18 protein-coding genes, 2 pseudogenes and 1 other annotated feature are annotated in these 24933 nt (G+C 38.9%); of the genes and pseudogenes, 16 read left to right on the forward strand and 4 right to left on the reverse strand.

The window, feature by feature from the left end:
• Positions 1–14: 14 nt before the first annotated feature.
• The 7 genes from ftsZ (at position 15) to ileS (ending at position 7649) form a co-directional block, all read left to right on the forward strand.
• A complete protein-coding gene (gene ftsZ, locus SSAL8618_RS04220) occupies positions 15–1337 on the forward strand; it encodes a cell division protein FtsZ (RefSeq protein ID WP_038675732.1) in 1323 nt (440 codons plus the stop codon).
• A 2-nt stretch (positions 1338–1339) separates the two neighbouring features.
• Complete coding sequence (locus tag SSAL8618_RS04225) at positions 1340–2023, forward strand: YggS family pyridoxal phosphate-dependent enzyme (protein ID WP_038675733.1); 684 nt, start codon at positions 1340–1342, stop codon at positions 2021–2023.
• 4 nt (positions 2024–2027) lie between these two features.
• Positions 2028–2612, forward strand: coding sequence for a cell division protein SepF (locus SSAL8618_RS04230; protein ID WP_038675734.1), 585 nt, complete (start codon positions 2028–2030; stop codon positions 2610–2612).
• 3 nt (positions 2613–2615) lie between these two features.
• Entirely contained in the window at positions 2616–2873 is a 258-nt protein-coding gene (locus SSAL8618_RS04235; RefSeq protein WP_037604445.1) for a YggT family protein, read from the forward strand.
• Positions 2873–3676: a YlmH family RNA-binding protein gene (locus SSAL8618_RS04240; RefSeq protein ID WP_014634257.1), complete on the forward strand. Its 804-nt coding sequence runs from the start codon at positions 2873–2875 to the stop codon at positions 3674–3676. The genes SSAL8618_RS04235 and SSAL8618_RS04240 overlap by 1 nt, the downstream gene beginning before the upstream one ends.
• Before the next feature lie 52 nt (positions 3677–3728).
• A complete protein-coding gene (locus SSAL8618_RS04245) occupies positions 3729–4604 on the forward strand; it encodes a DivIVA domain-containing protein (RefSeq protein WP_002884119.1) in 876 nt (291 codons plus the stop codon).
• Positions 4591–4803 (forward strand) — a binding site (T-box leader). (Overlaps the previous gene by 14 nt.)
• A 47-nt stretch (positions 4804–4850) precedes the next feature.
• Entirely contained in the window at positions 4851–7649 is a 2799-nt protein-coding gene (gene ileS, locus SSAL8618_RS04250; RefSeq protein WP_038675735.1) for an isoleucine--tRNA ligase, read from the forward strand.
• 42 nt (positions 7650–7691) lie between these two features.
• Here the strand turns inward: ileS and SSAL8618_RS04255 are convergent.
• The 4 genes and pseudogenes from SSAL8618_RS04255 to nrdH all read right to left on the reverse strand — a co-directional run bounded on the left by SSAL8618_RS04255 (position 7692) and on the right by nrdH (position 12752).
• A pseudogene (locus SSAL8618_RS04255) lies at positions 7692–8941 on the reverse strand (ISL3 family transposase).
• A 218-nt stretch (positions 8942–9159) separates the two neighbouring features.
• Complete coding sequence (gene nrdF, locus SSAL8618_RS04260; RefSeq protein ID WP_021144365.1) at positions 9160–10119, reverse strand: class 1b ribonucleoside-diphosphate reductase subunit beta; 960 nt, start codon at positions 10117–10119, stop codon at positions 9160–9162.
• 157 nt (positions 10120–10276) lie between these two features.
• Entirely contained in the window at positions 10277–12436 is a 2160-nt protein-coding gene (gene nrdE / locus SSAL8618_RS04265) for a class 1b ribonucleoside-diphosphate reductase subunit alpha (protein ID WP_038675736.1), read from the reverse strand.
• 90 nt (positions 12437–12526) lie between these two features.
• A pseudogene (gene nrdH, locus SSAL8618_RS04270) lies at positions 12527–12752 on the reverse strand (glutaredoxin-like protein NrdH).
• Between the two features lie 331 nt (positions 12753–13083).
• Between nrdH and acnA the strand changes: the two are divergent.
• The 9 genes from acnA (at position 13084) to SSAL8618_RS04315 (ending at position 24917) form a co-directional block, all read left to right on the forward strand.
• A complete protein-coding gene (gene acnA / locus SSAL8618_RS04275; protein WP_038675738.1) occupies positions 13084–15747 on the forward strand; it encodes an aconitate hydratase AcnA in 2664 nt (887 codons plus the stop codon).
• A gap of 1 nt (position 15748) precedes the next feature.
• Positions 15749–16873 carry a citrate synthase gene (locus SSAL8618_RS04280; protein WP_022496835.1) on the forward strand — a complete coding sequence of 375 codons (1125 nt, stop codon included), beginning with the start codon at positions 15749–15751 and terminating at the stop codon, positions 16871–16873.
• A 13-nt stretch (positions 16874–16886) separates the two neighbouring features.
• Positions 16887–18062 carry an NADP-dependent isocitrate dehydrogenase gene (icd, locus tag SSAL8618_RS04285; RefSeq protein ID WP_038675740.1) on the forward strand — a complete coding sequence of 392 codons (1176 nt, stop codon included), beginning with the start codon at positions 16887–16889 and terminating at the stop codon, positions 18060–18062.
• A 261-nt stretch (positions 18063–18323) separates the two neighbouring features.
• Positions 18324–18587, forward strand: coding sequence for a phosphocarrier protein HPr (locus SSAL8618_RS04290; protein ID WP_002884015.1), 264 nt, complete (start codon positions 18324–18326; stop codon positions 18585–18587).
• Between the two features lie 4 nt (positions 18588–18591).
• On the forward strand, positions 18592–20325 hold the full coding sequence (ptsP, locus tag SSAL8618_RS04295) for a phosphoenolpyruvate--protein phosphotransferase (protein ID WP_002884022.1): 1734 nt from the start codon (positions 18592–18594) through the stop codon (positions 20323–20325).
• A gap of 218 nt (positions 20326–20543) precedes the next feature.
• A complete protein-coding gene (locus tag SSAL8618_RS04300; protein ID WP_002890682.1) occupies positions 20544–21977 on the forward strand; it encodes an NADP-dependent glyceraldehyde-3-phosphate dehydrogenase in 1434 nt (477 codons plus the stop codon).
• A 115-nt stretch (positions 21978–22092) separates the two neighbouring features.
• Positions 22093–22920, forward strand: coding sequence for an alpha/beta hydrolase (locus SSAL8618_RS04305; RefSeq protein WP_038675743.1), 828 nt, complete (start codon positions 22093–22095; stop codon positions 22918–22920).
• A gap of 46 nt (positions 22921–22966) precedes the next feature.
• Positions 22967–23707: an esterase family protein gene (locus tag SSAL8618_RS04310; RefSeq protein WP_038675745.1), complete on the forward strand. Its 741-nt coding sequence runs from the start codon at positions 22967–22969 to the stop codon at positions 23705–23707.
• Positions 23708–23753: 46 nt separating this feature from the next.
• On the forward strand, positions 23754–24917 hold the full coding sequence (locus SSAL8618_RS04315; RefSeq protein ID WP_002890685.1) for an ATP-grasp domain-containing protein: 1164 nt from the start codon (positions 23754–23756) through the stop codon (positions 24915–24917).
• Positions 24918–24933 lie beyond the last annotated feature (16 nt).

Below are 24933 nucleotides of genomic sequence, written 5' to 3' on the forward strand. Positions count from 1 at the left end.
AGCGAGGAAATAAAATGAGTTTTTCATTTGATAGCGCATCAGTTCAAGGTGCGGTAATTAAAGTTATCGGTGTCGGTGGAGGTGGCGGAAACGCCATCAACCGAATGATTGAAGAAGGTCTTGCTGGTGTTGAATTTATTGCAGCTAATACTGATATTCAAGCACTCAGCTCTTCTAAAGCAGAAACAGTAATCCAATTGGGCCCTAAATTGACTCGTGGCCTTGGTGCCGGAGGTCAACCTGAAGTTGGTCGTAAGGCAGCTGAAGAAAGTGAAGAAACACTTACAGAAGCACTTACAGGAGCTGATATGGTCTTTATCACTGCTGGTATGGGTGGTGGCTCTGGTACAGGGGCAGCACCAGTTATTGCACGTATTGCGAAAAGCTTGGGTGCATTGACAGTTGCAGTTGTGACACGTCCATTTGGATTTGAAGGTAACAAACGTGGTGCCTTTGCTGTCGAAGGTATTCAAGAATTGCGTGAGCAAGTTGATACCCTTCTTATTATCTCTAACAATAACCTTCTTGAAATCGTTGATAAGAAAACACCACTTCTTGAAGCTCTTAGTGAAGCAGATAATGTTCTTCGTCAAGGAGTCCAAGGTATTACGGACCTTATCACTAACCCAGGTTTGATCAACCTCGACTTTGCCGATGTGAAAACAGTTATGGCAAATAAAGGTAATGCACTTATGGGTATTGGTATTGGTTCAGGTGAAGAACGTATTGTTGAAGCTGCGCGCAAAGCAATCTATTCACCACTTCTTGAAACTACTATTGATGGTGCAGAAGATGTTATCGTTAACGTAACTGGTGGTCTTGATATGACGCTTACAGAAGCAGAAGAAGCATCTGAAATTGTTGGTCAAGCAGCTGGTAGCGGTGTTAACATTTGGCTTGGTACATCAATCGATGATACATTGAAAGATGAAATCCGTGTAACTGTTGTTGCAACTGGAGTTCGTCAAGATCGTGCTGAAAAAGTATCTGGTATGAAAGCTCAGCCACGTAAAGTGACTACAGCTCCTTCACAACCATCAGCTCCTGCTCAACAAGTTGTTCAAGAAGAGCAACGTCCAGTTTCTCAACCTTCATTTGAACGTCAACCAAATTTTGACTATAATGAAACACCTTCAATGCCACAACCAGGAGTTCGTCCTGCAGCGGCAGCTCCTCAACAAGAGCAGTCAGCTTTTGGTAATTGGGATTTGAGACGTGACAATATTTCTCGTCCTGAAACTGGTCAACTAGATAGTCAATTGACTATGTCTACATTCTCAAGTGATGTTGAAGATGATGATGAATTGGAGACACCACCATTCTTTAAAAATCGTTAATAATGACTATAGAAGAGAATAAAAATAATGTTTATCAAGCGGTAAAAAGAGCTTGTGAAAAGGCTAATCGCTCTAGCGATGACGTCAATATTGTTGCCGTAACCAAATATGTTTCAAGTGATGTCGCTGAAGAATTGGTTAAAACGGGAATCAAGCACATTGCTGAAAATCGCGTTGATAAATTCTTAGATAAGTATCAAGCTTTAAAAAATTATGATTTGACTTGGCACCTTATTGGTACCTTGCAACGTCGTAAAGTAAAGGATGTTATTAATTTAGTTGATTATTTTCATGCTTTGGATTCTGTTAAATTGGCAGAGGAAATTCAAAAGCGTGCCGACCACACCATTAATTGCTTCCTACAAGTTAACGTTTCAGGTGAGGAGTCAAAACATGGTTTTTCACCTGAAGAACTTGATACTGTTCTAAAACAAATTGAAAATCTTGATAAGATTTGTATAGTTGGACTCATGACTATGGCTCCAATTGATGCAGATGCTCAAGAACTTGATAAGATTTTTGCTGAGACAAATGAACTTAGAGAATCAATTCAAGAGAAAAAACTAAAGAATGTTCCTTGTGATCAGTTAAGCATGGGGATGAGTCGAGACTATGACATGGCTATTCAGAATGGATCAACCTTTGTCAGAATAGGCAGTGCATTCTTTAAAGAGAACGGAGAATAACCTTATGGCATTAAAAGACGCAATTGATAAAATTGTTTCATATTTTGATACCGACGAAGTAACAGATTATGAAGATGCTGCTAAAGAAGAGGCTAAAGAACGTCCAGTGAAAGCACAGAAACCTGTGCAGACACCACCACCTCGTCAGCAACGTCAACCTGAGCGTTCTCAGGCAACAGTCCCTCCTCGTCGCCAACATGTTCATTCAGACTTACAGGAAACTCAAGTCCTTCGTAGTTTACCTCTGAGTCGTTCACAAGCAAATCAGGGACCACAACAGATGAATACAACTAAAACAACAATTGCAATTAAATATCCTAAAAAGTATGAAGATGCTCAGGAAATTGTAGAACTATTGATTGAAAACGAATGTGTTTTAATCGATTTTCAATATATGTTGGAAGCGCAAGCTCGTCGTTGTCTTGACTTTATTGATGGTGCTAGCAAGGTACTTACAGGCAACTTGCAAAAAGTTGGCTCTTCAATGTATTTGCTTACGCCAATTAATGTCGTTGTTGACATCGAAGAGATTGGGTTGGCTCATGGCAACCAAGAAGCTAATTTTGACTTCGACATGAAGAGACGTTAAGCGATGTCTGTATTACTTTATGTTATTTGGGCACGTGTTGTTAACGTGATAGAGATTCTTCTTGTAGTCTATGCTTTGTTGTCCTGGTTTCCAGGAGCTTATGATACTAGCCTTGGAAGAATCATTAGACAAATTGTTCAACCGATTCTCGCACCATTTCGTCGCCTGAATTTAGCTTTTGCTGGTATTGATTTTTCAATATTGGTAATTGTACTTCTACTAAACTTTTCACTTAGAATTCTTAGATTTATTCTACTCTGATGTCAGATATTAAAAATATTGAACAGCATTACTCGTTAGATGAACGCCCTTTTCTAGAGAAGGTTAGGGGATTTTGTCAATTAGTTGATGAAAGGTACAGTCCTTACTTAACTGATTTCTTGAATCCTCGTGAAATTCAGATTGTTGAAGAGTTAGCTCATTACTACAATTTAAAATTTTTTGTGAGTTCTACTCCTGAATCTGAAGAATATGGAAGAGTTATTCTTGCTCCCGAATATTACGAGCTTGATGACGAAGACTTTGAAATTAAACGCCTAGAAATCTCTTATGCGAGACAGTTCAATAAATTGACACACCCAAAAGTTTTGGGAGCACTGATTAATCAACTTGGTCTTGATCGTCAAGTATTTGGAGATATTATTCTTGATGAAGAAGGACGTGTTCAATTTTCCATTGCTTCTCATTTAGCAAGTTATGCGATAATGACGATTACTAAGATTGGAAATGTTTCGGTTACTCTAAAAGAAGTAAGCAAAGACGATTGGATTTCAAATCAAGAAAACTATTCACAATCTTTTGTTTTACTTTCCAGTATGCGTCTTGATAATGTGTTGGCGACGGTACTAAACCTATCCCGTTCTAACGCCTTAAAACTTATTGCTTCTGGAAAAGTTAAATTAAATTATAGACAAATTGAGAAGGCTAATCAGACGGTTATGATTGGTGATATGATTTCGGTTAGAGGTTATGGTCGATTTCGACTAGCTCAACAAGACGGATTTTCAAAGTCCGGGAAAGCTAAAATCGTTATTGAAAGTCTGTTAAGACGGAGAAAAAAGTAGTTATTTAATTTAAACCATCAGATATGGTAATGAAAAATAAAGGAGGCCTGTAATGGCTATTACAGCACTTGATATTAAAGATAAACAGTTTACAACTAAATTTCGTGGATATAATGAGCAAGAAGTTGATGAATTTCTTGATATTATTGTAGATGATTACGAAGATTTGGTTCGTGACAATCGTGAACTTGCTGCTCGTGTAAAAGAGCTTGAAGAAAAATTGGCTTATTTTGATGAAATGAAAGAATCATTGAGTCAATCAGTTATTTTGGCTCAAGAAACAGCTGAAAAAGTTAAAGCTTCAGCGGCTGATGAATCAGCTAACTTGATTAATAAGGCTAACTTCAATGCTACTCATTTGGTTGAAGAAGCTAAATCTAAGGCATCTGAAATTCTTCGTGATGCAACAGATGAAGCCAAACGTGTTGCTATCGAAACGGAAGAACTTAAACGTCAAAGTCGTGTCTTCCACCAACGCCTATTGGCTGCAGTTGAAGGTCAGCTTAGCTTGGCAAGTGCTCCAGAATGGGGTGAATTGTTGCAACCAACAGCTATTTATCTTCAAAATTCAGATGCTGCCTTTAAAGAAGTTGTTGAAAAAGTTTTGGATGAACATGTACCTGATTCAAATGATGCAGCTTCATTTGATGCAACTCGTCAATTCACTCCTGATGAAATGGCTGAACTTCAACGTCGTGTTGCTGAAAGTAATAAACAAGTTGAAGATTTCTCTAGTCCAGAAGTTGATGAAACAAACGAAGTTGTTTCAACTCCAGTTGATTTTGGTATTCCAGACACTTTCGAGAGTGAAGTAGCAGATTTCCCAACTTCAGCACCAGTAGATGAAGATTTTGATTTGCAACCTGAGTCAACAGGTGAAATTAATCTTAACGAAACACAAACGTTTAAATTGAATATTAGCGAATAAGAAAAATACAACTTACCAAGTATATTAACAGCGAGTGGGAGATGGTGTGAGTCCCACATTCCCTATTTGGATAGTTATCATTTTCAAGCATTCTAACTGAACTAAGTAAGTTAGAAGGATGTTCCTCCTTACGGACATATGAGGGAGCAAATATTTTTTGCTCTGAATTAAGGTGGTACCACGAGCTTTCGTCCTTTTTGATGAAGGCTCTTTTTATTTAGTAAATTAAATTAAAGAGGAGATATAATGAAACTCAAAGAAACCTTAAATCTAGGTAAGACAGCTTTTCCAATGCGAGCTGGACTTCCTAACAAAGAACCAATCTGGCAAAAAGAGTGGGAAGATGCTAAGATGTATCAACGTCGTCAAGAGTTGAACCAAGGTAAACCTCACTTCACTCTTCATGATGGTCCTCCGTATGCCAATGGTAATATTCACGTTGGACATGCGATGAATAAAATTTCTAAGGATATCATTGTTCGTTCAAAATCAATGTCTGGTTTCTATGCTCCTTACGTTCCTGGTTGGGATACGCATGGTCTTCCAATTGAACAAGTGTTGGCAAAACAAGGTGTGAAACGTAAAGAACTTGATCGTGCTGAATACCTTAAGATGTGTCGTGATTATGCACTTTCACAAGTTGACAAACAACGTGAAGATTTCAAACGTCTTGGTGTTTCGGCTGATTGGGATAACCCATATGTTACTTTGACACCAGACTATGAGGCTGCACAAATCCGTGTCTTTGGTGAGATGGCTAAAAAAGGTTACATCTATCAAGGTGCAAAACCAGTTTATTGGTCATGGTCATCAGAGTCAGCACTAGCTGAAGCCGAAATCGAGTACCATGATTTAGTTTCAACCTCACTTTACTATGCCAATAAGGTTAAGGATGGTAAAGGAGTACTAGACACAGATACATATATCGTAGTTTGGACAACAACACCATTTACAGTAACAGCTTCACGTGGTTTGACTGTTGGTGCTGATATTGAATACGTTCTCGTAAAACCTGCTGGAGAAGACCGCAAATTTGTCGTTGCTTCTGAATTACTTAATAGTCTTTCTGAGAAATTTGGTTGGACTGATGTGGAAGTACTTCAGTCATACCGTGGAGAGGAATTGAATCAAATCGTCACTGAACACCCGTGGGATACAGAAGTTGATGAGCTTGTTATCCTTGGTAATCACGTAACTACAGATTCAGGTACAGGTATCGTCCATACGGCTCCTGGTTTTGGTGAGGATGACTATAACGTAGGTATCGCTAATGGCCTTGAAGTTGCCGTAACCGTTAATGAGCGTGGTATCATGATGGAAAATGCTGGTCCTGATTTTGAAGGTCAGTTCTACGATAAAGTGGCTCCAATTGTTATGGAAAAACTCGGTGATTTGCTCCTTGCTAAAGAAGAAATCTCACACTCATACCCATTTGACTGGCGTACGAAGAAACCAATCATCTGGCGTGCCGTACCACAATGGTTTGCTTCTGTTTCTAAATTCCGTCAAGAGATTTTGGATGAGATTGAAAAAGTTAAATTCCATTCTGAGTGGGGTAAAGTTCGTCTTTACAACATGATTCGTGACCGTGGTGACTGGGTAATCTCTCGTCAGCGTGCCTGGGGTGTGCCACTCCCAATCTTCTATGCTGAAGATAAAACACCAATCATGACTGAAGAAACAATCGAACATGTGGCTAAACTTTTCGAAGAGCACGGTTCAGTTATCTGGTGGGAACGTGATGCCAAAGATCTTCTTCCAGAAGGCTTTACACATCCAGGTTCACCAAACGGAGAGTTTACTAAAGAAACTGACATTATGGACGTATGGTTTGACTCAGGTTCATCATGGAATGGTGTCGTTGTTAACCGTCCTGAGTTGACTTATCCAGCTGACCTTTATCTTGAAGGTTCAGACCAATATCGTGGATGGTTTAACTCATCACTTATCACATCTGTTGCTAATAATGGTGTTGCACCATACAAACAACTCTTGTCTCAAGGTTTTGCGCTTGATGGTAAGGGTGAAAAGATGTCTAAATCCCTCGGTAATACTATTGCTCCTAGTGATGTTGAGAAACAATTTGGTGCTGAAATTCTTCGTCTTTGGGTAACAAGTGTTGATACAACTAATGACGTTCGTATCTCAATGGATATCCTTAGCCAAGTATCAGAATCTTATCGTAAGATTCGTAACACACTTCGTTTCTTGATTGCTAATACATCTGACTTCAATCCAACAACTGATGCAGTAGCCTTTGAAGACTTGCGTTCTGTAGATCAGTACATGACTATTCGATTTAACCAATTAGTTAAGACTATTCGTGATGCCTATGCAAACTTTGAATTCTTAACTATCTACAAAGCCTTGGTTAACTTTATTAACGTTGAGTTGTCTGCTTTCTATCTTGATTTTGCCAAAGATGTGGTTTATATTGAGAGTGCAGAATCACTTGAACGTCGTCAAATGCAAACAGTCTTCTACGATGTTCTTGTTAAGATTACAAAACTATTGACTCCAATTCTTCCTCACACTGCAGAAGAAATTTGGTCATATCTTGAATTTGAAACAGAAGACTATGTTCAATTGTCAGAGTTGCCAGAAGCAGAAGATTTCGCTGGTCAAGATGCACTTCTTGAAAAATGGAATGCCTTCATGGATTTCCGTGGCCAAGCTCAAAAAGCTTTGGAAGAAGCGCGTAACGAAAAAGTTATCGGTAAATCACTTGAAGCTCATTTGACAATCTATCCTAATGCTGAAGTCAAAGAACTTCTTGAAGGTTTGAACACTAACCTTGCTCAACTTTTGATTGTTTCAGCATTGACTATTGCTGAAGGAGATGCTCCTGAATCTGCTGTAAGCTTTGAAGGTGTAGCATTCACAGTAGAACGTGCTGAAGGTGATGTCTGTGATCGTTGCCGTCGTATCGATCCAACTACCAAAGAACGTAGCTACAATGCGACTATCTGTGATCACTGTGCTAGCATTGTTGAAGAAAACTTTGCTGAAGGTGTCGCAGAAGGTTTTGAAGTAAAAGCAAAATAAAAGGCTCTTTGTCAACTGTAGTGGGTGACGAAAAGCTAACATCTAGAGAGAACCTGATAGGTTTTCTCTTTTTGTATGTTCAGAGTGATGAAAACACGCTTCCTAAAGTTAATAAAGTTTCTAAAACCGAAGCCTAGACGTTTAATATCTTTGATAAGCTTATTGGTCCCCTCCAATTTTGCATTTGAGTAATGTGTTTCTAGTGCATTTTTGATGTATTGTTTATGTTTACGAAAAGTCCTAAAGACTGTTTTGAAGTAATGATTGACCTTGCTTATATTCTCCTCTATGAGTTCAAAAAACTCATTCCCCCTCTTCTCCTGAAAGTGAAAAAGCAAAAGCTGATAGAGGTTATAATAATTGGAGAGTTCTTCTGAGAAATTCAGTGTCTTCTCAACGACTTCATGTGGGCATAATGTTTGATGGAAGGTCTTTGAGTAAAAAGGGTTGAGAGATAACTTACGGCTGTCCTTTTGGAAGAGTCTCCAGTGATTTTTTAAAGCTCGATAAGGTAGTGACTTCTTATCAAACTGATTCATAATGGCAATTCTTGTCTTTAAAAAGGCACGTCCAAGGTGCTGGATAATGTGAAATCGATCAAGAACAATTTTGGCGTTAGGGAAGAGTTTGCGAGCCAGTGGAATATAAGCTCCTGACATGTCCATCGTGATAAACTGTACCTGTTGTCGGACTTTCAATGGATACTTCAAAAAATAGTTTCGTATAGTAGTTTGGCAGCGATTATCAAGGATGGTTATGAGTTTGTTGGTCTCATAGTTTTGAGCCACAAAAGCGAGTTCACCTTTCTTGAACCCAAACTCATCCCAGGACATAACAGCTGGGAGTTTGTCATAATGTTCCTTGAAAGTAAACTGGTCAAGTTTACGATAGACAGTGGACGTCGATACACGAAGTCTTCTGGCAATATCCGTTAGTGATACCTTCTCAGTTAGAAGTTGTGCAACCTTTTGTCGGATAAGGTTGGAGATTTGGTGGTTTTTCTCAACGATTGAGGTTTCAGCCACCGTTACTCTCTTACACACTTTACACTGGAAGCGACGTTTCTTCAGACGTAGTAGTGTTGGAGTTCCAGCTTGTTCAAGAAGAGGGATTTTAGAAGATTTTTGAAAGTCGTACTTGATCATCATTCCATGGCAATGAGGGCATGGTGGTGCAGAATAATCAAGTTTTGCATGAATCTCGATATGAGTATTAGTTTCCAAAACAAGAGAAATAATGATGTTAGGGTCTTTAATTCCGATTAATTCTGTGGTATTCTTAATAAGTCTCATAAGTTCTTCCTAATGATGGTTTGGTTGCTTTTCATTATAGTTCTTATGGGACTTTTTGTTTACACTCAAAAAGCTCTATAATCTCTACAGTGGTTTTACCCACTACAGAAATTATAGAGCCAAATAAAATAAAAAGAGTTCAACTTGAACTCTTTTTCTGTTTGTTTTTCGAATATAGTATTGAACACAATAAAAAAACTAGCTCAGCTAGTTTTTTCTTATAGTCCGTAGTTATAATCATCGTCTTGCATGGCTTCAACAGTCCCTAGAAGGTAACCATTACCAACTTGAGAGAAGAAGTCGTGGTTAGATGTTCCTGTAGAAATACCATTCATAACGATTGGGTTAACATCGTTCGCACTATCTGGGAAGAGTGGATCTTGTCCTAGGTTCATGAGAGCCTTGTTGGCGTTATAACGTAGGAAAGTCATGACTTCCTCAGTCCATCCAACAGCATCATAAAGAGATTTAGTGTAGAGCTCTTCATTTTCATACAATTGGTAGAGAAGATCATACATCCATTCACGGAAACTTTCTTGCTCTTCTTCAGGTAATTCGTTGAACCCTAGTTGGAATTTATAGCCAATATAGGTTCCGTGAACAGATTCGTCACGGATAATGAGCTTGATGATTTCAGCGACGTTAGCCAGCTTGTTATTACCAAGATAATAGAGTGGAGTAAAGAACCCTGAATAGAAAAGGAATGTTTCAAGATATGTTGAAGCAACCTTTTTCTGAAGAGGTGTTCCATTTTCATAGATATCGTTAATGATTTTCGCCTTGGTTTGTAGGTATTCGTTACTGTTAGTCCACTCGAAAATTTCTTCAATTTCAGATTTAGTATTCAAAGTTGAGAAGATTGAAGAGTAAGATTTCGCGTGAACAGATTCCATGAACTGAATGTTGTTCAATACAGCTTCTTCATGAGGTGTACGGACGTCTGCACGAATGGCTTCAACACCAGTTTGAGATTGCATGGTATCTAGCAAGGTTAAACCACCGAAAACTTTTCCAACTAAATCCTTTTCTTCAGCTGAAAGTTTACGCCAGTCATCAAGGTCATTTGAAAGTGGGATACGTGTATCTAGCCAAAATTGTTCGGTCAATTTTTCCCAAGTAGATTTATCAATCGCATCTTCGATTTCATTCCAGTTAATGGCTTTGTAGTAAGTTTCCATTAGAAACCTCTTTCTTTATTGATGTCGTTACTATTTTATCATAATTCAAAATCATGATATAGTTTTTTGAGTTGATCTATTAAAAAAGTCGGCGAACCGACCTTTTAATGCATTTTGTAAATAAGAGTAGCGAGGTTGTTATCGTTAAATCACCATCTTAGATGACACAGCTTTCACATTGGTTAGAACCAACCTCTTCACCGTCATCTGTATAAGTACGGATGTAGTAGATTGATTTAATTCCCTTGTTAAAGGCGTAGTTACGAAGGATAGAAAGATCTCGAGTCGTTTGTTTATTTTCTGTTTTCCATTCGTAAATTTCTTTTGGTAACTCACTACGCAAAAATAGGGTTAATGACAAACCTTGATCAACGTGTTCAGTTGCAGCGGCATAAACGTCGATAACTTTACGCATATCCATGTCGTAGGCTGAAGTGTAGAAAGGAATTGTGTCTGTTGAAAGACCGTTGGCTGGATAGTAGATTTTTCCGATTTTCTTTTCTTGACGTTCTTCAATACGTTGTGTAATTGGATGGATAGAAGCCGAACAGTCGTTAATGTAAGAGATTGAGCCATTTGGCGCAACAGCCAAACGGTTTTGATGGTAGAGTCCATCTTTCTTAACGAGTTCACGGAGTTCCTCCCAATCTTTAGCTTGGGGGATGAAGTGGACATCGAAAAGTTCTTTGATACGGTCAGATTTAGGAACGTATTGGCCTGTAACGTATTTGTCAAAGTAAGAACCATCAGCATATTTTGATTTTTCAAAACCGACAAAGGTTTCTTGACGTTCACGGGCAATGTTGTTAGATTCAACTAAAGTCCAGTAGTTCATAAGCATGAAGTAGATATTAGTGAATTCAACAGATTCAGGGCTACCATACTCGATATGGTGTTTAGCGAGGTAAGAGTGAAGCCCCATAGCTCCCAAACCAAAGGTATGAGCTTGTTGGTTACCATTTTTGATAGATGGAACAGCATCAATACTTGAGCTATCTGTAACAAAGGTAAGCGCACGTGTCATTGCTCTAATCGAACGACCAAAGTCAGGTGAAGTCATCATGTTAAGGATATTAGTTGATCCAAGGTTACATGAAATGTCTGTACCGAGTTTAACAAACTCTTGTGCATCGTTAAGTTCACTTGGTGTTTGAACTTGAAGAATTTCAGAACAGAGGTTTGACATGATAATCTTACCATCGATTGGATTGTGTCGATTGGCTGTATCAACATTGACGATATATGGATAACCTGATTCTTGTTGGAGTTTAGAAATTTCAGTTTCTAGCTCACGGGCATTAATCTTGGTTTTTGTGATATTTGGATTGGCAACCAACTCATCATACATAGCTGTAATATCAATGTAGTTATATGGTTTACCATACTCTTTTTCGACTGAGTAAGGGCTGAAGAGGTACATATCTTCGTTATTACGTGCCAACTCATAGAACTTATCTGGAACTGTAACACCAAGTGACAGTGTCTTAACACGCACCTTCTCATCAGCATTCTCTTTCTTAGTAGAAAGGAAGGCAAGAATATCTGGGTGGAAAACATCCAAATAAACAACACCAGCACCTTGACGTTGGCCAAGTTGGTTTGAGTAAGAGAAGCTATCTTCGAAAAGCTTCATAACAGGCACGACACCAGAGGCTGCCCCAGCATATCCTTTGATAGGAGCACCAGCTTCACGAAGGTTAGACAAGCTAATACCTACCCCACCACCAATACGTGATAACTGGAGGGCAGAGTTGATAGAACGTCCGATAGAATTCATGTCATCCGTTACTTGAATAAGGAAACATGACACGAGCTCACCACGACGGCTACGTCCAGCATTTAAAAACGAAGGAGTAGCAGGTTGGTAACGTTGGTGAATCATTTCGTTGGCAAGGTCACTAGCTAGTTTTTCATCACCATCAGCAAAGTAAAGGGCGTTGAATAGAACACGATCTTCAATACTTTCGAGGTAAGACTCGCCATCGTTTGTTTTGAGGGCATATTGTTGGTAGAACTTGTAGGCTGCCATGAAAGATTGGAAGCGGAATTTTTGAGAATGAATTTCTGCAGACAATTTTTCGATGAAAGCAGGTTCGTATTTACCGATGAATTCAGACTCAATATAATCGTTCTCAATCAAATAATTAATTTTATCTGTGATGCTGTTGAATGCCATTGAATTTGGCTTAACGTTTTCAAGGAAGAAGGCACGAAGCGCTTCTTTATCCTTATGCAAAGGAATTTGACCGTTAACAGGACGGTTAATTTCGTTGTTGAGGCGGAAGTATGAAACATCGCCAAGATTTTTTAAAGACATAATACAGATACCAGGCTCAGTTTAATAGTAGATTAAGGTTAAAACATTAAACTAAGCAAACAAGTTCCTTTCTATATAAAAACTTGATAATTAAAGGATTTCTTTAAGTTTAGCAGGTTGAAAACCTGAAAAGACGATATCGCCGGCTTCAATAACTGGAGCAGCAGTGAAACCGAGGCTTTTAACGTAATCGATTTTTTCTGGCTGTTCATCAATGTTGATTTCTTCGAAATCAGCACCTTCCTTTTCCAAGAATTTTTTAGTCATTTTGCACTGCATGCAGTTGTTTTTTAGAAAACAATGTAATCTTTGCCATTGCAAATACTCCTTTATAAAAAGATTTTAAGTGGCCAAGAGCCACTTTTTCGACTCTAATAGAATACCCAAAATATAGGGAAAAATCAAGCTAAATATCTTAAGGAAATACAAGATTTTGTGTTTAGTATTAAAACACAACCCTATATCTTGTGTTTTAAAGGCTTTTTTAAGTTTCCTAAATTAAATAGGATTTGTTTATGGAATTGACTAAAAAAGAAATATCTCACCACTGATGTTATATAATATAACATCAAAATGCCAATTATATTTGTTTTTTCCAAAAAAACAGTGTAGAATAAAGAAAATTTTTAACTAATGGAGGTTCAAGTATGCAAGAATACTGTTCAAATCTAACTGTAAATGGTAAGACATTCTCTTTCTATGATCTCGAAAAAGCAGCAAAATCTCATGATGTTAAGGTCGGAGAACTACCTTATACCATTCGAATACTACTTGAAAGTCTCCTCCGAAAAAAAGATGGCGTCGATGTTAAGGAATCTCACATTTCTGACCTGATGAAATTTCCGAATTTTCCGACAGTTTCCGAAGTGCCTTTTAAACCAAGTCGTGTTATCTTACAAGATTTTACAGGAGTTCCTGTTGTTGTTGATTTAGCTTCAATGCGTGATGCTATAGTGGCTAATGGTGGTAAAGCCGAATTTATTAATCCCGAGATTCCAGTAGATTTGGTCATCGACCACTCTGTCCAAGTAGATTCATATGGATGTGATACTGCTCTTGAAGATAATATCAATCTAGAGTTTAAACGTAATAACGAGCGCTATGAGTTTCTTAAGTGGGCTGAACAGTCTTTTGAAAATTATCGTGCGGTTCCACCAGCAACAGGGATTATTCACCAGGTTAATATTGAATTTTTGAGCGATGTCATTATTGAAAAAGATGGGTTACTCTATCCTGATTCTATGTTTGGTACAGATAGTCACACGACTATGATTAATGGTATTGGCGTTCTTGGTTGGGGTGTTGGAGGAATCGAAGCTGAAGCAGCTATGCTCGGTGAAGCATCTTATTTCCCAATTCCAGAGGTTATTGGTGTACATCTGACAGGAGAGTTGCCTAAAATTGCAACGGCAACAGATTTGGCTCTCAAGATTACTCAGGTGCTTCGTTCTGAAAATGTGGTTGGTAAATTTGTTGAGTACTTTGGACCTGGCTTGAAGAGTTTATCTCTAGCTGACCGTGCTACAGTTGCTAATATGGCACCAGAATATGGTGCGACTTGTGGTTATTTTCCTATTGATGACGAGACTCTTAACTACATGCGTTTAACTAACCGTGATGAGGAACATATCCAAGTCACCGAAGCCTATACGAAAGCCAATCATCTTTTCTATGATCCAAGTAAAGAAGCCAAGTATACTAAGATTGTTGAAATTGATTTGTCATCTATTAAACCTTCTATCTCAGGTCCTAAACGTCCACAAGATTTGATTCTCTTATCAGATGCTAAGCAAGAATTTCAAGATGCAGTGGTACGAGAAGCAGGTGTCCGTGGTTTTGGTTTGGATAAGGAAGAGTTAGCAAAAACTGCAAACGTTGACTTTGAGGATCATTCAGAAACAATTCAAACAGGTCATGTGGCCATTGCAGCTATCACATCATGTACCAATACTTCAAATCCTTACGTTCTTATGGCAGCCGGTCTTTTAGCTAAAAAAGCGGTTGAGAAAGGATTAAAAGTATCTCCAACAGTGAAGACATCTTTGGCACCAGGTTCTAAGGTTGTTACTGGTTATCTCAAAGCTTCAGGCTTACAAACCTATCTAGATAAGCTTGGCTTTAACTTGGTAGGTTACGGTTGTACAACCTGTATTGGGAACTCAGGAGACTTACGTCCTGAGGTGGCTAAGGCTATTGTAGACACTGATTTATTAGCGAGTGCCGTTTTGTCAGGAAATCGTAATTTTGAAGGGCGTATTAATCCACTTGTTAAAGCGAATTTCTTGGCTAGCCCACCATTGGTTGTTGCTTATGCCTTAGCTGGTAACACGAATATTGATTTGACAACTGAACCTTTAGGTTTTGACGACAATGGTCAAGCTGTTTATTTAGAGGATGTTATGCCATCTCGTGAAGAAATTGAGACTTATGTTGATAAATACGTCACTCGTCAACTTTTCCAAGATGAATATGCTTATGTCTTTTCTGATAGCGAGAAGTGGAATGCCATTCCTACTGAACAAAGTCAAAATTATAAATGGAATCAAAACTCTACCTATATTCAAAACCCACCTTACTTTGATGCTTTAGGAGATGATTTGAGCATTAAACCATTGAAAGATTTGAAGGTTTTGGCTAAATTCGGAGATACGGTTACAACAGACCATATTTCTCCGGCAGGTAATATTGCCAGAAATAGTCCAGCAGCTCGTTATTTGACTGAGAATGGTGTTGATTATCAAGAATTCAATTCTTATGGTAGCCGTCGTGGTAATCATGAAGTCATGATGCGAGGAACCTTTGCTAATATTCGTATCAAGAATGAGCTAGCAGATGGAAAAATTGGTGGATATACTAAATATGATGGCGACATTCTACCTATATATGATGCTGCTATGAAATATAAAGAAGCTAATCAAGGTACGCTTGTAATTGCCGGTAAGGATTATGGTATGGGCTCAAGTCGAGACTGGGCTGCTAAAGGTGCAAATCTCCTTGGTGTAAAAGTAGTGCTTGCTGAGAGTTTTGAGCGTATTCACCGTTCAAATCTCGTTATGATGGGGATTTTACCAGTCCAATTTATGGAAGGAGAAAATGCTGAAAGTCTTGGATTGACAGGACAGGAGACCTTTAGCTTTGACCTTTCAGAAAATCCAGGTGTCCATGATGTTATCACTGTTACAGCTTCAACACCTGAACAAACCAAAACTTTTAAAGCCTTGGTACGCTTCGATGCAGATGCTGATATTCGCTACTATAAAAATGGTGGTATCTTGCCAATGGTTGTAAGAAAAAAATTGAAGGGAGCCTAATATGACAACAGTTGAAATTAATGGACTTAAGGATATGATTGCCTGTAATACTAGGATTTCATCTATTATCGATGACCATTTATCGTATTCGGGATATGATATTTCCGAGTTTATGGAAAATAAAGCGTCTTTTGAGGAAGTGATTTATCTCTTGTGGAATGGTCATCTTCCTACGCAAATGGAACTTAAGTATTTTGAAGCTGAGTTGCGTAAGAACTATGATATTTCTGATGCTGTAGAACAATGCATTCTTATCCAGTCTCGTCCACATTTGCACCCAATGAGTGTTTTACGTTCAACAGTCTCCCTTCTTGGGGTTTACAATGTGGACGCCGAGGAAAGATCCATGGAGGCAATTTATCAGCAAAGTATTGAATTGATGGCTAAATTGCCTACAATTATTACGACTTTTGCACGCTTACGTACTGGTAAAATGCCCCTCAAACCAAGAGAAGATTTAGGTTTTGCTGCTAATTTTCTCTACATGCTGAATGGTGTTGAACCTTCTGAAATTGAAATTGAAGCTATGAATAAGGCTTTAATTCTTCATGCTGATCATGAGTTGAATGCCTCAACTTTTGCAGCGCGTGTTTGTGCTTCAACCCTGACAGATATCTATTCTTGTGTTACAACAGCTATTGGTGCTCTAAAAGGTCCCTTGCATGGTGGTGCTAATGAACGCGTCTTTGATATGCTTAAAGAAATCCGTGAATCTGGTGATGTTAATGCTTACTTGCAGGAAAAACTAGACTCTAAAGAGAAAATCATGGGATTTGGACACCGTGTATACAAGAAACAGGATCCTCGTGAAATTTTCTTAAGAGATATGGCTAAAAAGTTGACAGAGGGTACTGAGAATGAAGAATTCTTTAACATGTCTCAAGAAATTGAAGAATTCATGAAAGAAAAGAAGGGATTGATTCCCAATGTGGACTTCTATTCAGCCACCGTATACCATACTCTAGGAATCGACAGTGATATCTTCACACTTATCTTTGCTATGAGTCGTGTTGCCGGCTGGATTGCTCATATTCAAGAGCAGCAAAAAAATAACAAATTGATTCGTCCACGCTCACAGTACATCGGACAAGAAAATATGACCTATATTCCTTTAGAAAAACGCTAGGGAGGAAAGCTATATGGCAGAAAAAATCGTAATGAAAAATGGACAGCTTCAAGTTTCTAATCGTCCAATTATCCCTTTTATTGAAGGGGATGGTGTTGGACATGATATCTGGAAGAATGCCCAAGCAATCTTTGATAAAGCAGTAGAAGTAGCCTATGAAGGAAAGCGTCATATTGAGTGGCAAGAGCTTCTAGCCGGTAAAAAGGCTTATGACAAAACAGGTGAATGGTTGCCGAAAGAAACTTTGGAAGCTATTCGAGAAAGTTTAGTAGCTATTAAGGGACCGCTTGAGACGCCAGTAGGTGGTGGTATTCGTTCTTTAAATGTAGCTTTACGTCAAGAACTTGATCTCTATGCTTGTGTTAGACCTGTTCGTTACTTTGACGGAGTAGCAAGCCCACTTAAGGAACCAGAAAAAACAAATATTACTATCTTCCGTGAAAATACCGAAGATATTTATGCGGGGATTGAATGGGAAGAAGGAACGGCAGATGTCAAGCGCGTGATTGAGTTTCTCCAGACAGAAATGAATGTTAATAAAATTCGCTTCCCAGAATCAAGTAGTATCGGAATCAAGCCAATTTCAATAGAAGGAAGTAAACGTCTCATTCGCTCGGCTATCGACTATGCTCTCAAGAACAATCTAAAGAAAGTGACATTGGTTCATAAAGGGAATATTCAAAAATTCACAGAAGGTGGCTTCCGTAAATGGGGTTATGAAGTAGCTCAGGAAGACTATAAAGAAGAATTGCTGGCTGGTCGTTTAGAGATTAATGATATAATCGCTGATAACTTTCTCCAACAGATTCTTTTAAATCCAGAAAAATTTGATGTTGTTGCCTTAACCAACTTGAATGGTGATTATGCCAGTGATGCCTTGGCTGCACAAGTTGGTGGTATCGGCATCTCCCCTGGAGCCAACATTAACTATCAAACAGGCCATGCTATTTTTGAAGCAACACATGGAACAGCTCCGGATATTGCAGATCAAGATAAGGCTAATCCTTGCTCAGTTTTATTATCTGGCTGCATGCTTCTAGATTATATTGGTTGGACTGAGGCAGCTCTACTGATTACAAGTGCTATTGAGAAGACATTTAAAGCTGATATCTTTACAGCTGACTTAGCATTTGGGAAACAAGCTTATTCAACGAGTGCATTTAGCAATCAAATTCTTTCAATTATGTGATTGTTTTTGCTCGAAAATGAAAATTAACGATTGAAAACACCATGAAAGAAATTTTCTGAAAATGTTGTAAATAACTAGAGACTAGTATTTGCTTATGTTTTGAAAAATGAAAATGACCAGTAAAATGAGAGACAAGCTTTCGAAAAACTTGTAGAAAGTGCGTTTTAACCTTGATAATCTCAATTAGCTATGTTATAATTCTAAATTGTAAGGGTTATCATTGATAACTCAAATATTCCAAATGAAGAAGGAGAATCCATTATGGCTTCTAAAGATTTCCACATTGTTGCAGAAACAGGTATCCACGCACGTCCAGCTACTTTGCTTGTTCAAACAGCTAGCAAATTTGCTTCAGATATCACTCTTGACTACAAAGGTAAAGCAGTTAACCTTAAATCTATCATGGGTGTTATGAGCCTTGGTGTTGGTCAAGGTGCTGACGTAACTATCTCTGCAGAAGGTGCTGATGCTGATGACGCAATCGCAGCAATCGCAGAAACAATGACAAAAGAAGGATTGGCATAAGAATATGACAGAAATGCTTAAAGGAATCGCAGCATCTGATGGTGTTGCAGTTGCTAAGGCATATCTGCTTGTTCAACCGGACTTGTCATTTGAAACTGTAACAGTTGAAGATACAAGTGCAGAAGAGGCTCGTCTAGATGCTGCTCTAGCGGCGTCACAAGACGAGCTTTCTGTTATCCGTGAAAAAGCAGTTGAAAGCCTTGGTGAAGAAGCGGCAGCCGTTTTTGATGCTCACTTGATGGTTCTTGCTGACCCAGAAATGACTGGTCAAATTAAAGAAACTATCCGTGCTAAACAAGTTAATGCTGAAGCTGCTTTGACAGAAGTAACAGACATGTTTATCGCTATTTTTGAAGGTATGGAAGACAACCCATACATGCAAGAACGTGCAGCGGATATTCGTGACGTTACAAAACGTGTGCTTGCTAACTTGCTTGGTAAGAAATTGCCTAACCCAGCAACAATCAATGAAGAATCAATCGTTGTTGCTCATGACTTGACACCATCTGATACAGCTCAGTTGAACAAAAAGTACGTAAAAGCTTTTGTTACTAATATCGGTGGACGTACTAGTCACTCTGCAATCATGGCTCGTACACTTGAAATCGCAGCCGTTCTTGGTACAAATAACATCACAGAACTTGTCAAAGATGGCGACATTTTGGCGGTTTCAGGTATTACTGGTGAAGTTGTTATCAATCCTACTGAAGAGCAAATTGCTGAGTTTAAAGCAGCTGGTGAAGCTTACGCTAAACAAAAAGCTGAATGGGCTCTCCTTAAAGATGCTCAAACAGTTACTGCTGATGGAAAACATTTCGAATTGGCTGCTAACATCGGTACACCTAAAGACGTTGAAGGTGTAAATGATAACGGTGCAGAAGCTGTTGGTCTCTATCGTACAGAATTCTTGTATATGGATTCTCAAGACTTCCCAACTGAAGATGACCAATATGAAGCATACAAAGCAGTTCTTGAAGGTATGAACGGTAAACCTGTTGTCGTTCGTACAATGGATATCGGTGGGGATAAAGAACTCCCTTACTTCGATCTTCCTAAAGAAATGAACCCATTCTTGGGTTACCGTGCTTTGCGTATTTCTATCTCTGAAACTGGTAACCAAATGTTCCGTACACAATTGCGTGCGTTGCTTCGTGCATCTGTTCACGGTAAATTGCGTATCATGTTCCCAATGGTTGCTTTGTTGACTGAGTTCCGTACTGCTAAAGGTATTCTTGAAGAAGAAAAAGCTAAATTGGTTGCTGAAGGTGTTGCCGTTGCAGATGATATCGAAGTAGGTATCATGATTGAAATCCCTGCTGCAGCTATGCTTGCTGACCAATTTGCTAAAGAAGTTGATTTCTTCTCAATTGGTACAAACGACCTTATCCAATACACTATGGCTGCTGACCGTATGAACGAACAAGTTTCATACCTTTACCAACCATATAACCCATCAATCCTTCGTTTGATTAACAATGTTATCAAAGCGGCTCATGCTGAAGGTAAATGGGCTGGTATGTGTGGTGAAATGGCCGGTGACCAAACTGCTGTTCCACTTCTTGTCGGAATGGGCTTGGATGAGTTCTCAATGTCAGCGACATCTGTTCTTCGTACACGTAGCTTGATGAAGAAACTTGACACAGCTAAAATGGAAGAATACGCTAACCGTGCGCTTACTGAATGTTCAACAATGGAAGAAGTTCTTGAACTTTCAAAAGAATACGTTAACGTAGACTAATCATAAAAAGTGGAGGCCTAGGCTTTCACTTTTTTTATAACTAAACAAAGACAAAATAATTGACTCATTCATTGGTTAGGAGTAGAATACGGCTAACCTAGGTTAATAATTAAAACTATTTTTTGTCAAAATTTTCTGAATAATTCTCGTTTAAATCTTGGATTATTTCTAAAAAAATGATAAAATAGGTCTTATAATAGATAAAAGGAGTTACTATCTTGGCTAAACAATACAAAAACTATGTCAATGGTGAGTGGAAAACATCTGAAAACGAAATTACTATTTACGCACCTGCAAACGGTGAGGAACTTGGATCAGTTCCAGCGATGAGCCAAGCTGAAGTAGACGAAGTCTACGCAGCAGCTAAAGCAGCACTTCCAGCATGGCGTGCGCTTTCATATGCTGAACGTGCAGCTTACCTTCATAAAGCAGCAGATATCTTGGAACGTGATGCAGAAAAAATCGGACAAGTTCTTTCTAAAGAAATCTCTAAAGGTTTGAAATCTGCAATCGGTGAGGTTGTTCGTACTGCTGAAATCATCCACTATGCAGCTGAAGAAGGTTTGCGTTTGGAAGGTGAAGTGCTTGAAGGTGGTGCATTTGACGCTGGTAGCAAGAAAAAAATCGCTGTTGTTCGTCGCGAACCAGTAGGTCTTGTCCTTGCTATCTCTCCATTTAACTACCCAGTAAACTTGGCTGGTTCTAAAATTGCTCCTGCCTTGATTGCTGGTGACGTTGTTGCCTTCAAACCACCAACACAAGGTTCTATCTCAGGTCTTCTTTTGGTTGAAGCATTTGTTGAAGCTGGTATCCCTGCAGGTGTCTTGAACTCTATCACAGGTCGTGGTTCTGTTATCGGTGACTACATCGTTGAACACAAAGCAGTTGATTTCATCAACTTCACAGGTTCAACACCAGTTGGTGAAAACATCGGTCGTTTGGCAGCTATGCGTCCAATCATGCTTGAACTTGGTGGTAAAGATGCCGCTATCGTTCTTGAAGATGCTGACCTTGACTTGACTGCTAAAAACATTGTTGCTGGTGCTTTTGACTATTCAGGTCAACGTTGTACAGCTATCAAACGTGTCCTTGTAATGGATAGCGTTGCAGATGAATTGGTAGAAAAAGTAACTGCTTTGGTAGGTAATATCACTGTTGGTATGCCTGAAGAAAGCGCAAGCGTTACACCACTTATCGATACAAAAGCTGCTGACTTCGTTCAAGGTTTGATTGATGATGCAGTTGAACAAGGTGCTACTGCTAAAACTGAATTGAAACGTGAAGGGAACCTTATCTACCCAGCAGTCTTTGACCATGTAACAACTGATATGCGTCTTGCTTGGGAAGAACCATTTGGTCCAGTATTGCCATTCATCCGTGTATCTTCAGTTGAAGAAGCAATCAAGATTTCTAACGAATCTGAATTTGGACTTCAAGGTGCTGTCTTCACACAAGACTACCCACGTGCATTTGCAATTGCTGAACAACTTGAAGTTGGTACAGTTCACATCAACAACAAAACACAACGTGGTACAGACAACTTCCCATTCCTTGGTGTTAAAGGATCTGGTGCCGGAACTCAAGGTGTGAAATACTCTATCGAAGCTATGACTCGTGTGAAATCAACAGTATTTGATATCGCAAACTACTAAGAGTGTAGCTATTCAATCATTAAAAAAGTGTAAAGAGTCCCAATAATAGGGGCTCTTTTTCTTTTAAAATATGGTATAATAGAATTAAATTTCGAATATAGAGAGTTTTCTGACAATGAATAAATCTTATTTTTACTTGGTTATGAAGACGCATGAGTTAGAGGTACCATACACTGGTCAACTTCGTCGTGTGCGTGTTCTTCTACCTAAGAACTATGAAACGGATACAGATCGTTCTTACCCTGTCGTGTATTTCCATGATGGTCAGAATGTTCTTTATAGTAAGGAGTCGTTTTCTGGCTATTCTTGGAAGATTATCCCAACAATCAAGCGTAATCCTGATATTTCGCGCATGATTGTTGTAGCCATTGATAATGATGGTCCTGGCCGTATGAATGAGTATTCTGCGTGGAAGTACCAAGAATCTAATATCCCTGGTGTCCAGTTCGGAGGTAAGGGTGTAGAGTATGCAGAGTTTGTCATGGATGTGGTTAAACCCTTTATTGATAAGGAATACCGTACCCTCATTGACCGTCAGCATACAGCTATGATTGGTTCATCTCTCGGTGGTAATATTACTCAGTTTATGGGGCTTGATTATAAGGAGCAGATTGGTTGTCTTGGGGTATTTTCTTCAGCTAACTGGTTGCATCAGGATGCTTTTGATCGTTACATGTCGCGTCAAAAGCTCGATTCAGATCAACGTGTCTACATATATGTAGGAACTGAGGAAGCTGATGATACTGACAAGACCTTGATGGCTGGTAATATTAAGCAGGCTTATATAGACTCTTCATTGAGCTATTATCATGATTTGATTGCTCGTGGGGTTGATTTGGAAAATATCAAGATTCACATTCAATCTGGTGCTGAACACAATGAAGAAGCTTGGGCCGAGAATTTACCAGACTGTTTTCGCTTTTTCGCTGAAAAATGGGACTAGTCTTTATTAACGCAAATTAATTTAATTTAGGAAAAGGAATATAAATATGAATATCGAACATCTTAGCCACTGGAGTGGTCAACTTAACCGTGAAATGTATGTTAACCGTTACGGGCACGCTGGTATCCCTGTTGTGGTTTTTGCCTCATCAGGTGGTAGCCATAACGAATACTCTGACTTTGGTATGATTGATGCTTGTGCACGTTTTATCGAAGAAGGACGCGTACAATTCTTTACACTTTCAAGTGTGGATAGTGAAAGCTGGCTTTGTGATTGGAAAAACCCACATGATCGTGCTGAAATGCATCGCGCTTATGAACGTTATGTTATTGAAGAAGCTATTCCATTTATCAAACACAAAACTGGTTGGTTTGATCCAATGATGACAACAGGTTGTTCAATGGGGGCATACCATGCGCTTAATTTCTTCTTGCAACACCCTGATGTTTTCAATAAAGTAGTAGCCCTTAGTGGTGTCTACGATGCTCGTTTCTTTGTGGGTGAGTTTGGAGGGGACGAAGCTATTTACCAAAATTCCCCATCAGATTATATCTGGAACCAAAATGATGGTTGGTTTATCGACCGCTACCGTCAAGCTGAGATCATCGTATGTACAGGTCTTGGTGCTTGGGAACAAGATGGTCTTCCATCTTACTATAAACTCAAGGAAGCCTTTGAACAAAAGAATATTCCAGCTTGGTTCTCTGAGTGGGGTCATGATGTCGCTCACGATTGGGAATGGTGGCGTAAACAAATGCCTTATTTCCTTGACAATATGAACCTATAATTTCTTTGTCCATCCCATCTAAATAACTATAAAAGAGGAATTACTAATGAATTATCTTGTTATTTCACCATACTATCCACAAAACTTCCAACAGTTTACAGTTGAACTTGCAAATAAGGGAATCACAGTTCTTGGTATTGGTCAAGAGCCTTATGAGCAATTGGATCAACCTTTGAAAGAGGCTTTGACTGAGTACTTCCGTGTAGACAATCTGGAAAACTTGGATGAAGTTAAACGTGCGGTAGCCTTTCTTTTCTATAAACATGGACCAATTGACCGAATCGAATCTCATAACGAATACTGGTTGGAATTGGATGCTGCTCTTCGTGAACAGTTCAATGTTTTTGGTGCTAAGCCAGAAGATCTTAAGAAGACTAAATTCAAGTCTGAAATGAAAAAACTCTTCCAAAAAGCTGGAGTTCCAGTTGTACCTGGTGCTGTCATTAAAACTGATGAAGATGTGGATAAAGCTGTGAAAGAAATCGGCCTTCCAATGATTGCTAAGCCTGATAATGGGGTTGGTGCAGCTGCAACCTTCAAACTTGAAACAGAAGATGATATCAATCACTTTAAGGCTGAGTGGGATCATGAAACAGTTTATTTCTTTGAAAAATTTGTAACTTCAAGCGAAATCTGTACTTTCGATGGTTTGATTGATCATGACGGTAATATTGTCTTCTCGACAACTTTTGATTATGCCCACACACCACTTGACTTGATGATTTACAAGATGGATAATTCTTACTACGTTCTTAAGGAAATGGATCCTAAGTTACGTAAGTATGGTGAGGCAATTGTCAAAGAATTTGGTATGAAGGAACGTTTCTTCCATATTGAGTTCTTCCGTGATGGTGACGATTATATTGCTATTGAATATAACAACCGTCCAGCAGGTGGTTTCACAATCGACGTGTATAACTATGCTCACTCTCTCGATTTGTACAAGGGGTATGCGGATATCGTTGCTGGCGAACCATTCCCAGCTTCTCAGTTTGAGCCACTTTACTGTTTGGCGACTTCACGTCGTGCAAGCTCTCACTATGCTTACTCAGAAGAAGAACTTTTTGATAAGTATCGTGAACAACTTAAAGTTAAGAAAATTATGCCTGCAGCCTTTGCAGAGTTGCAAGGTGACTTCCTCTATATGTTGACAACTCCAAGTCGTGAGGAAATGGAACAAATGATTGAGGACTTTGGTAAAAAAGCCTAATCTGTATATGTTAAAA

The organism is Streptococcus salivarius (assembly GCF_000785515.1).
Taxonomy (GTDB): domain Bacteria; phylum Bacillota; class Bacilli; order Lactobacillales; family Streptococcaceae; genus Streptococcus; species Streptococcus salivarius.

Bases quoted from the DNA above. Each gene is read 5' to 3' on its own strand.
- ptsP (WP_002884022.1), top strand. From the start codon at position 18,592: ATGACAGAAATGCTTAAAGGAATCGCAGCATCTGATGGTGTTGCAGTT.
- SSAL8618_RS04290 (WP_002884015.1), top strand. From the start codon at position 18,324: ATGGCTTCTAAAGATTTCCACATTGTTGCAGAAACAGGTATCCACGCA.
- SSAL8618_RS04245 (WP_002884119.1), top strand. From the start codon at position 3,729: ATGGCTATTACAGCACTTGATATTAAAGATAAACAGTTTACAACTAAA.
- icd (WP_038675740.1), top strand. From the start codon at position 16,887: ATGGCAGAAAAAATCGTAATGAAAAATGGACAGCTTCAAGTTTCTAAT.
- SSAL8618_RS04225 (WP_038675733.1), top strand. From the start codon at position 1,340: ATGACTATAGAAGAGAATAAAAATAATGTTTATCAAGCGGTAAAAAGA.
- ftsZ (WP_038675732.1), top strand. From the start codon at position 15: ATGAGTTTTTCATTTGATAGCGCATCAGTTCAAGGTGCGGTAATTAAA.
- ileS (WP_038675735.1), top strand. From the start codon at position 4,851: ATGAAACTCAAAGAAACCTTAAATCTAGGTAAGACAGCTTTTCCAATG.
- nrdE (WP_038675736.1), bottom strand. From the start codon at position 12,436: ATGTCTTTAAAAAATCTTGGCGATGTTTCATACTTCCGCCTCAACAAC.
- nrdF (WP_021144365.1), bottom strand. From the start codon at position 10,119: ATGGAAACTTACTACAAAGCCATTAACTGGAATGAAATCGAAGATGCG.
- SSAL8618_RS04235 (WP_037604445.1), top strand. From the start codon at position 2,616: ATGTCTGTATTACTTTATGTTATTTGGGCACGTGTTGTTAACGTGATA.
- SSAL8618_RS04280 (WP_022496835.1), top strand. From the start codon at position 15,749: ATGACAACAGTTGAAATTAATGGACTTAAGGATATGATTGCCTGTAAT.
- SSAL8618_RS04310 (WP_038675745.1), top strand. From the start codon at position 22,967: ATGAATATCGAACATCTTAGCCACTGGAGTGGTCAACTTAACCGTGAA.
- SSAL8618_RS04230 (WP_038675734.1), top strand. From the start codon at position 2,028: ATGGCATTAAAAGACGCAATTGATAAAATTGTTTCATATTTTGATACC.
- SSAL8618_RS04240 (WP_014634257.1), top strand. From the start codon at position 2,873: ATGTCAGATATTAAAAATATTGAACAGCATTACTCGTTAGATGAACGC.
- SSAL8618_RS04315 (WP_002890685.1), top strand. From the start codon at position 23,754: ATGAATTATCTTGTTATTTCACCATACTATCCACAAAACTTCCAACAG.
- SSAL8618_RS04305 (WP_038675743.1), top strand. From the start codon at position 22,093: ATGAATAAATCTTATTTTTACTTGGTTATGAAGACGCATGAGTTAGAG.
- acnA (WP_038675738.1), top strand. From the start codon at position 13,084: ATGCAAGAATACTGTTCAAATCTAACTGTAAATGGTAAGACATTCTCT.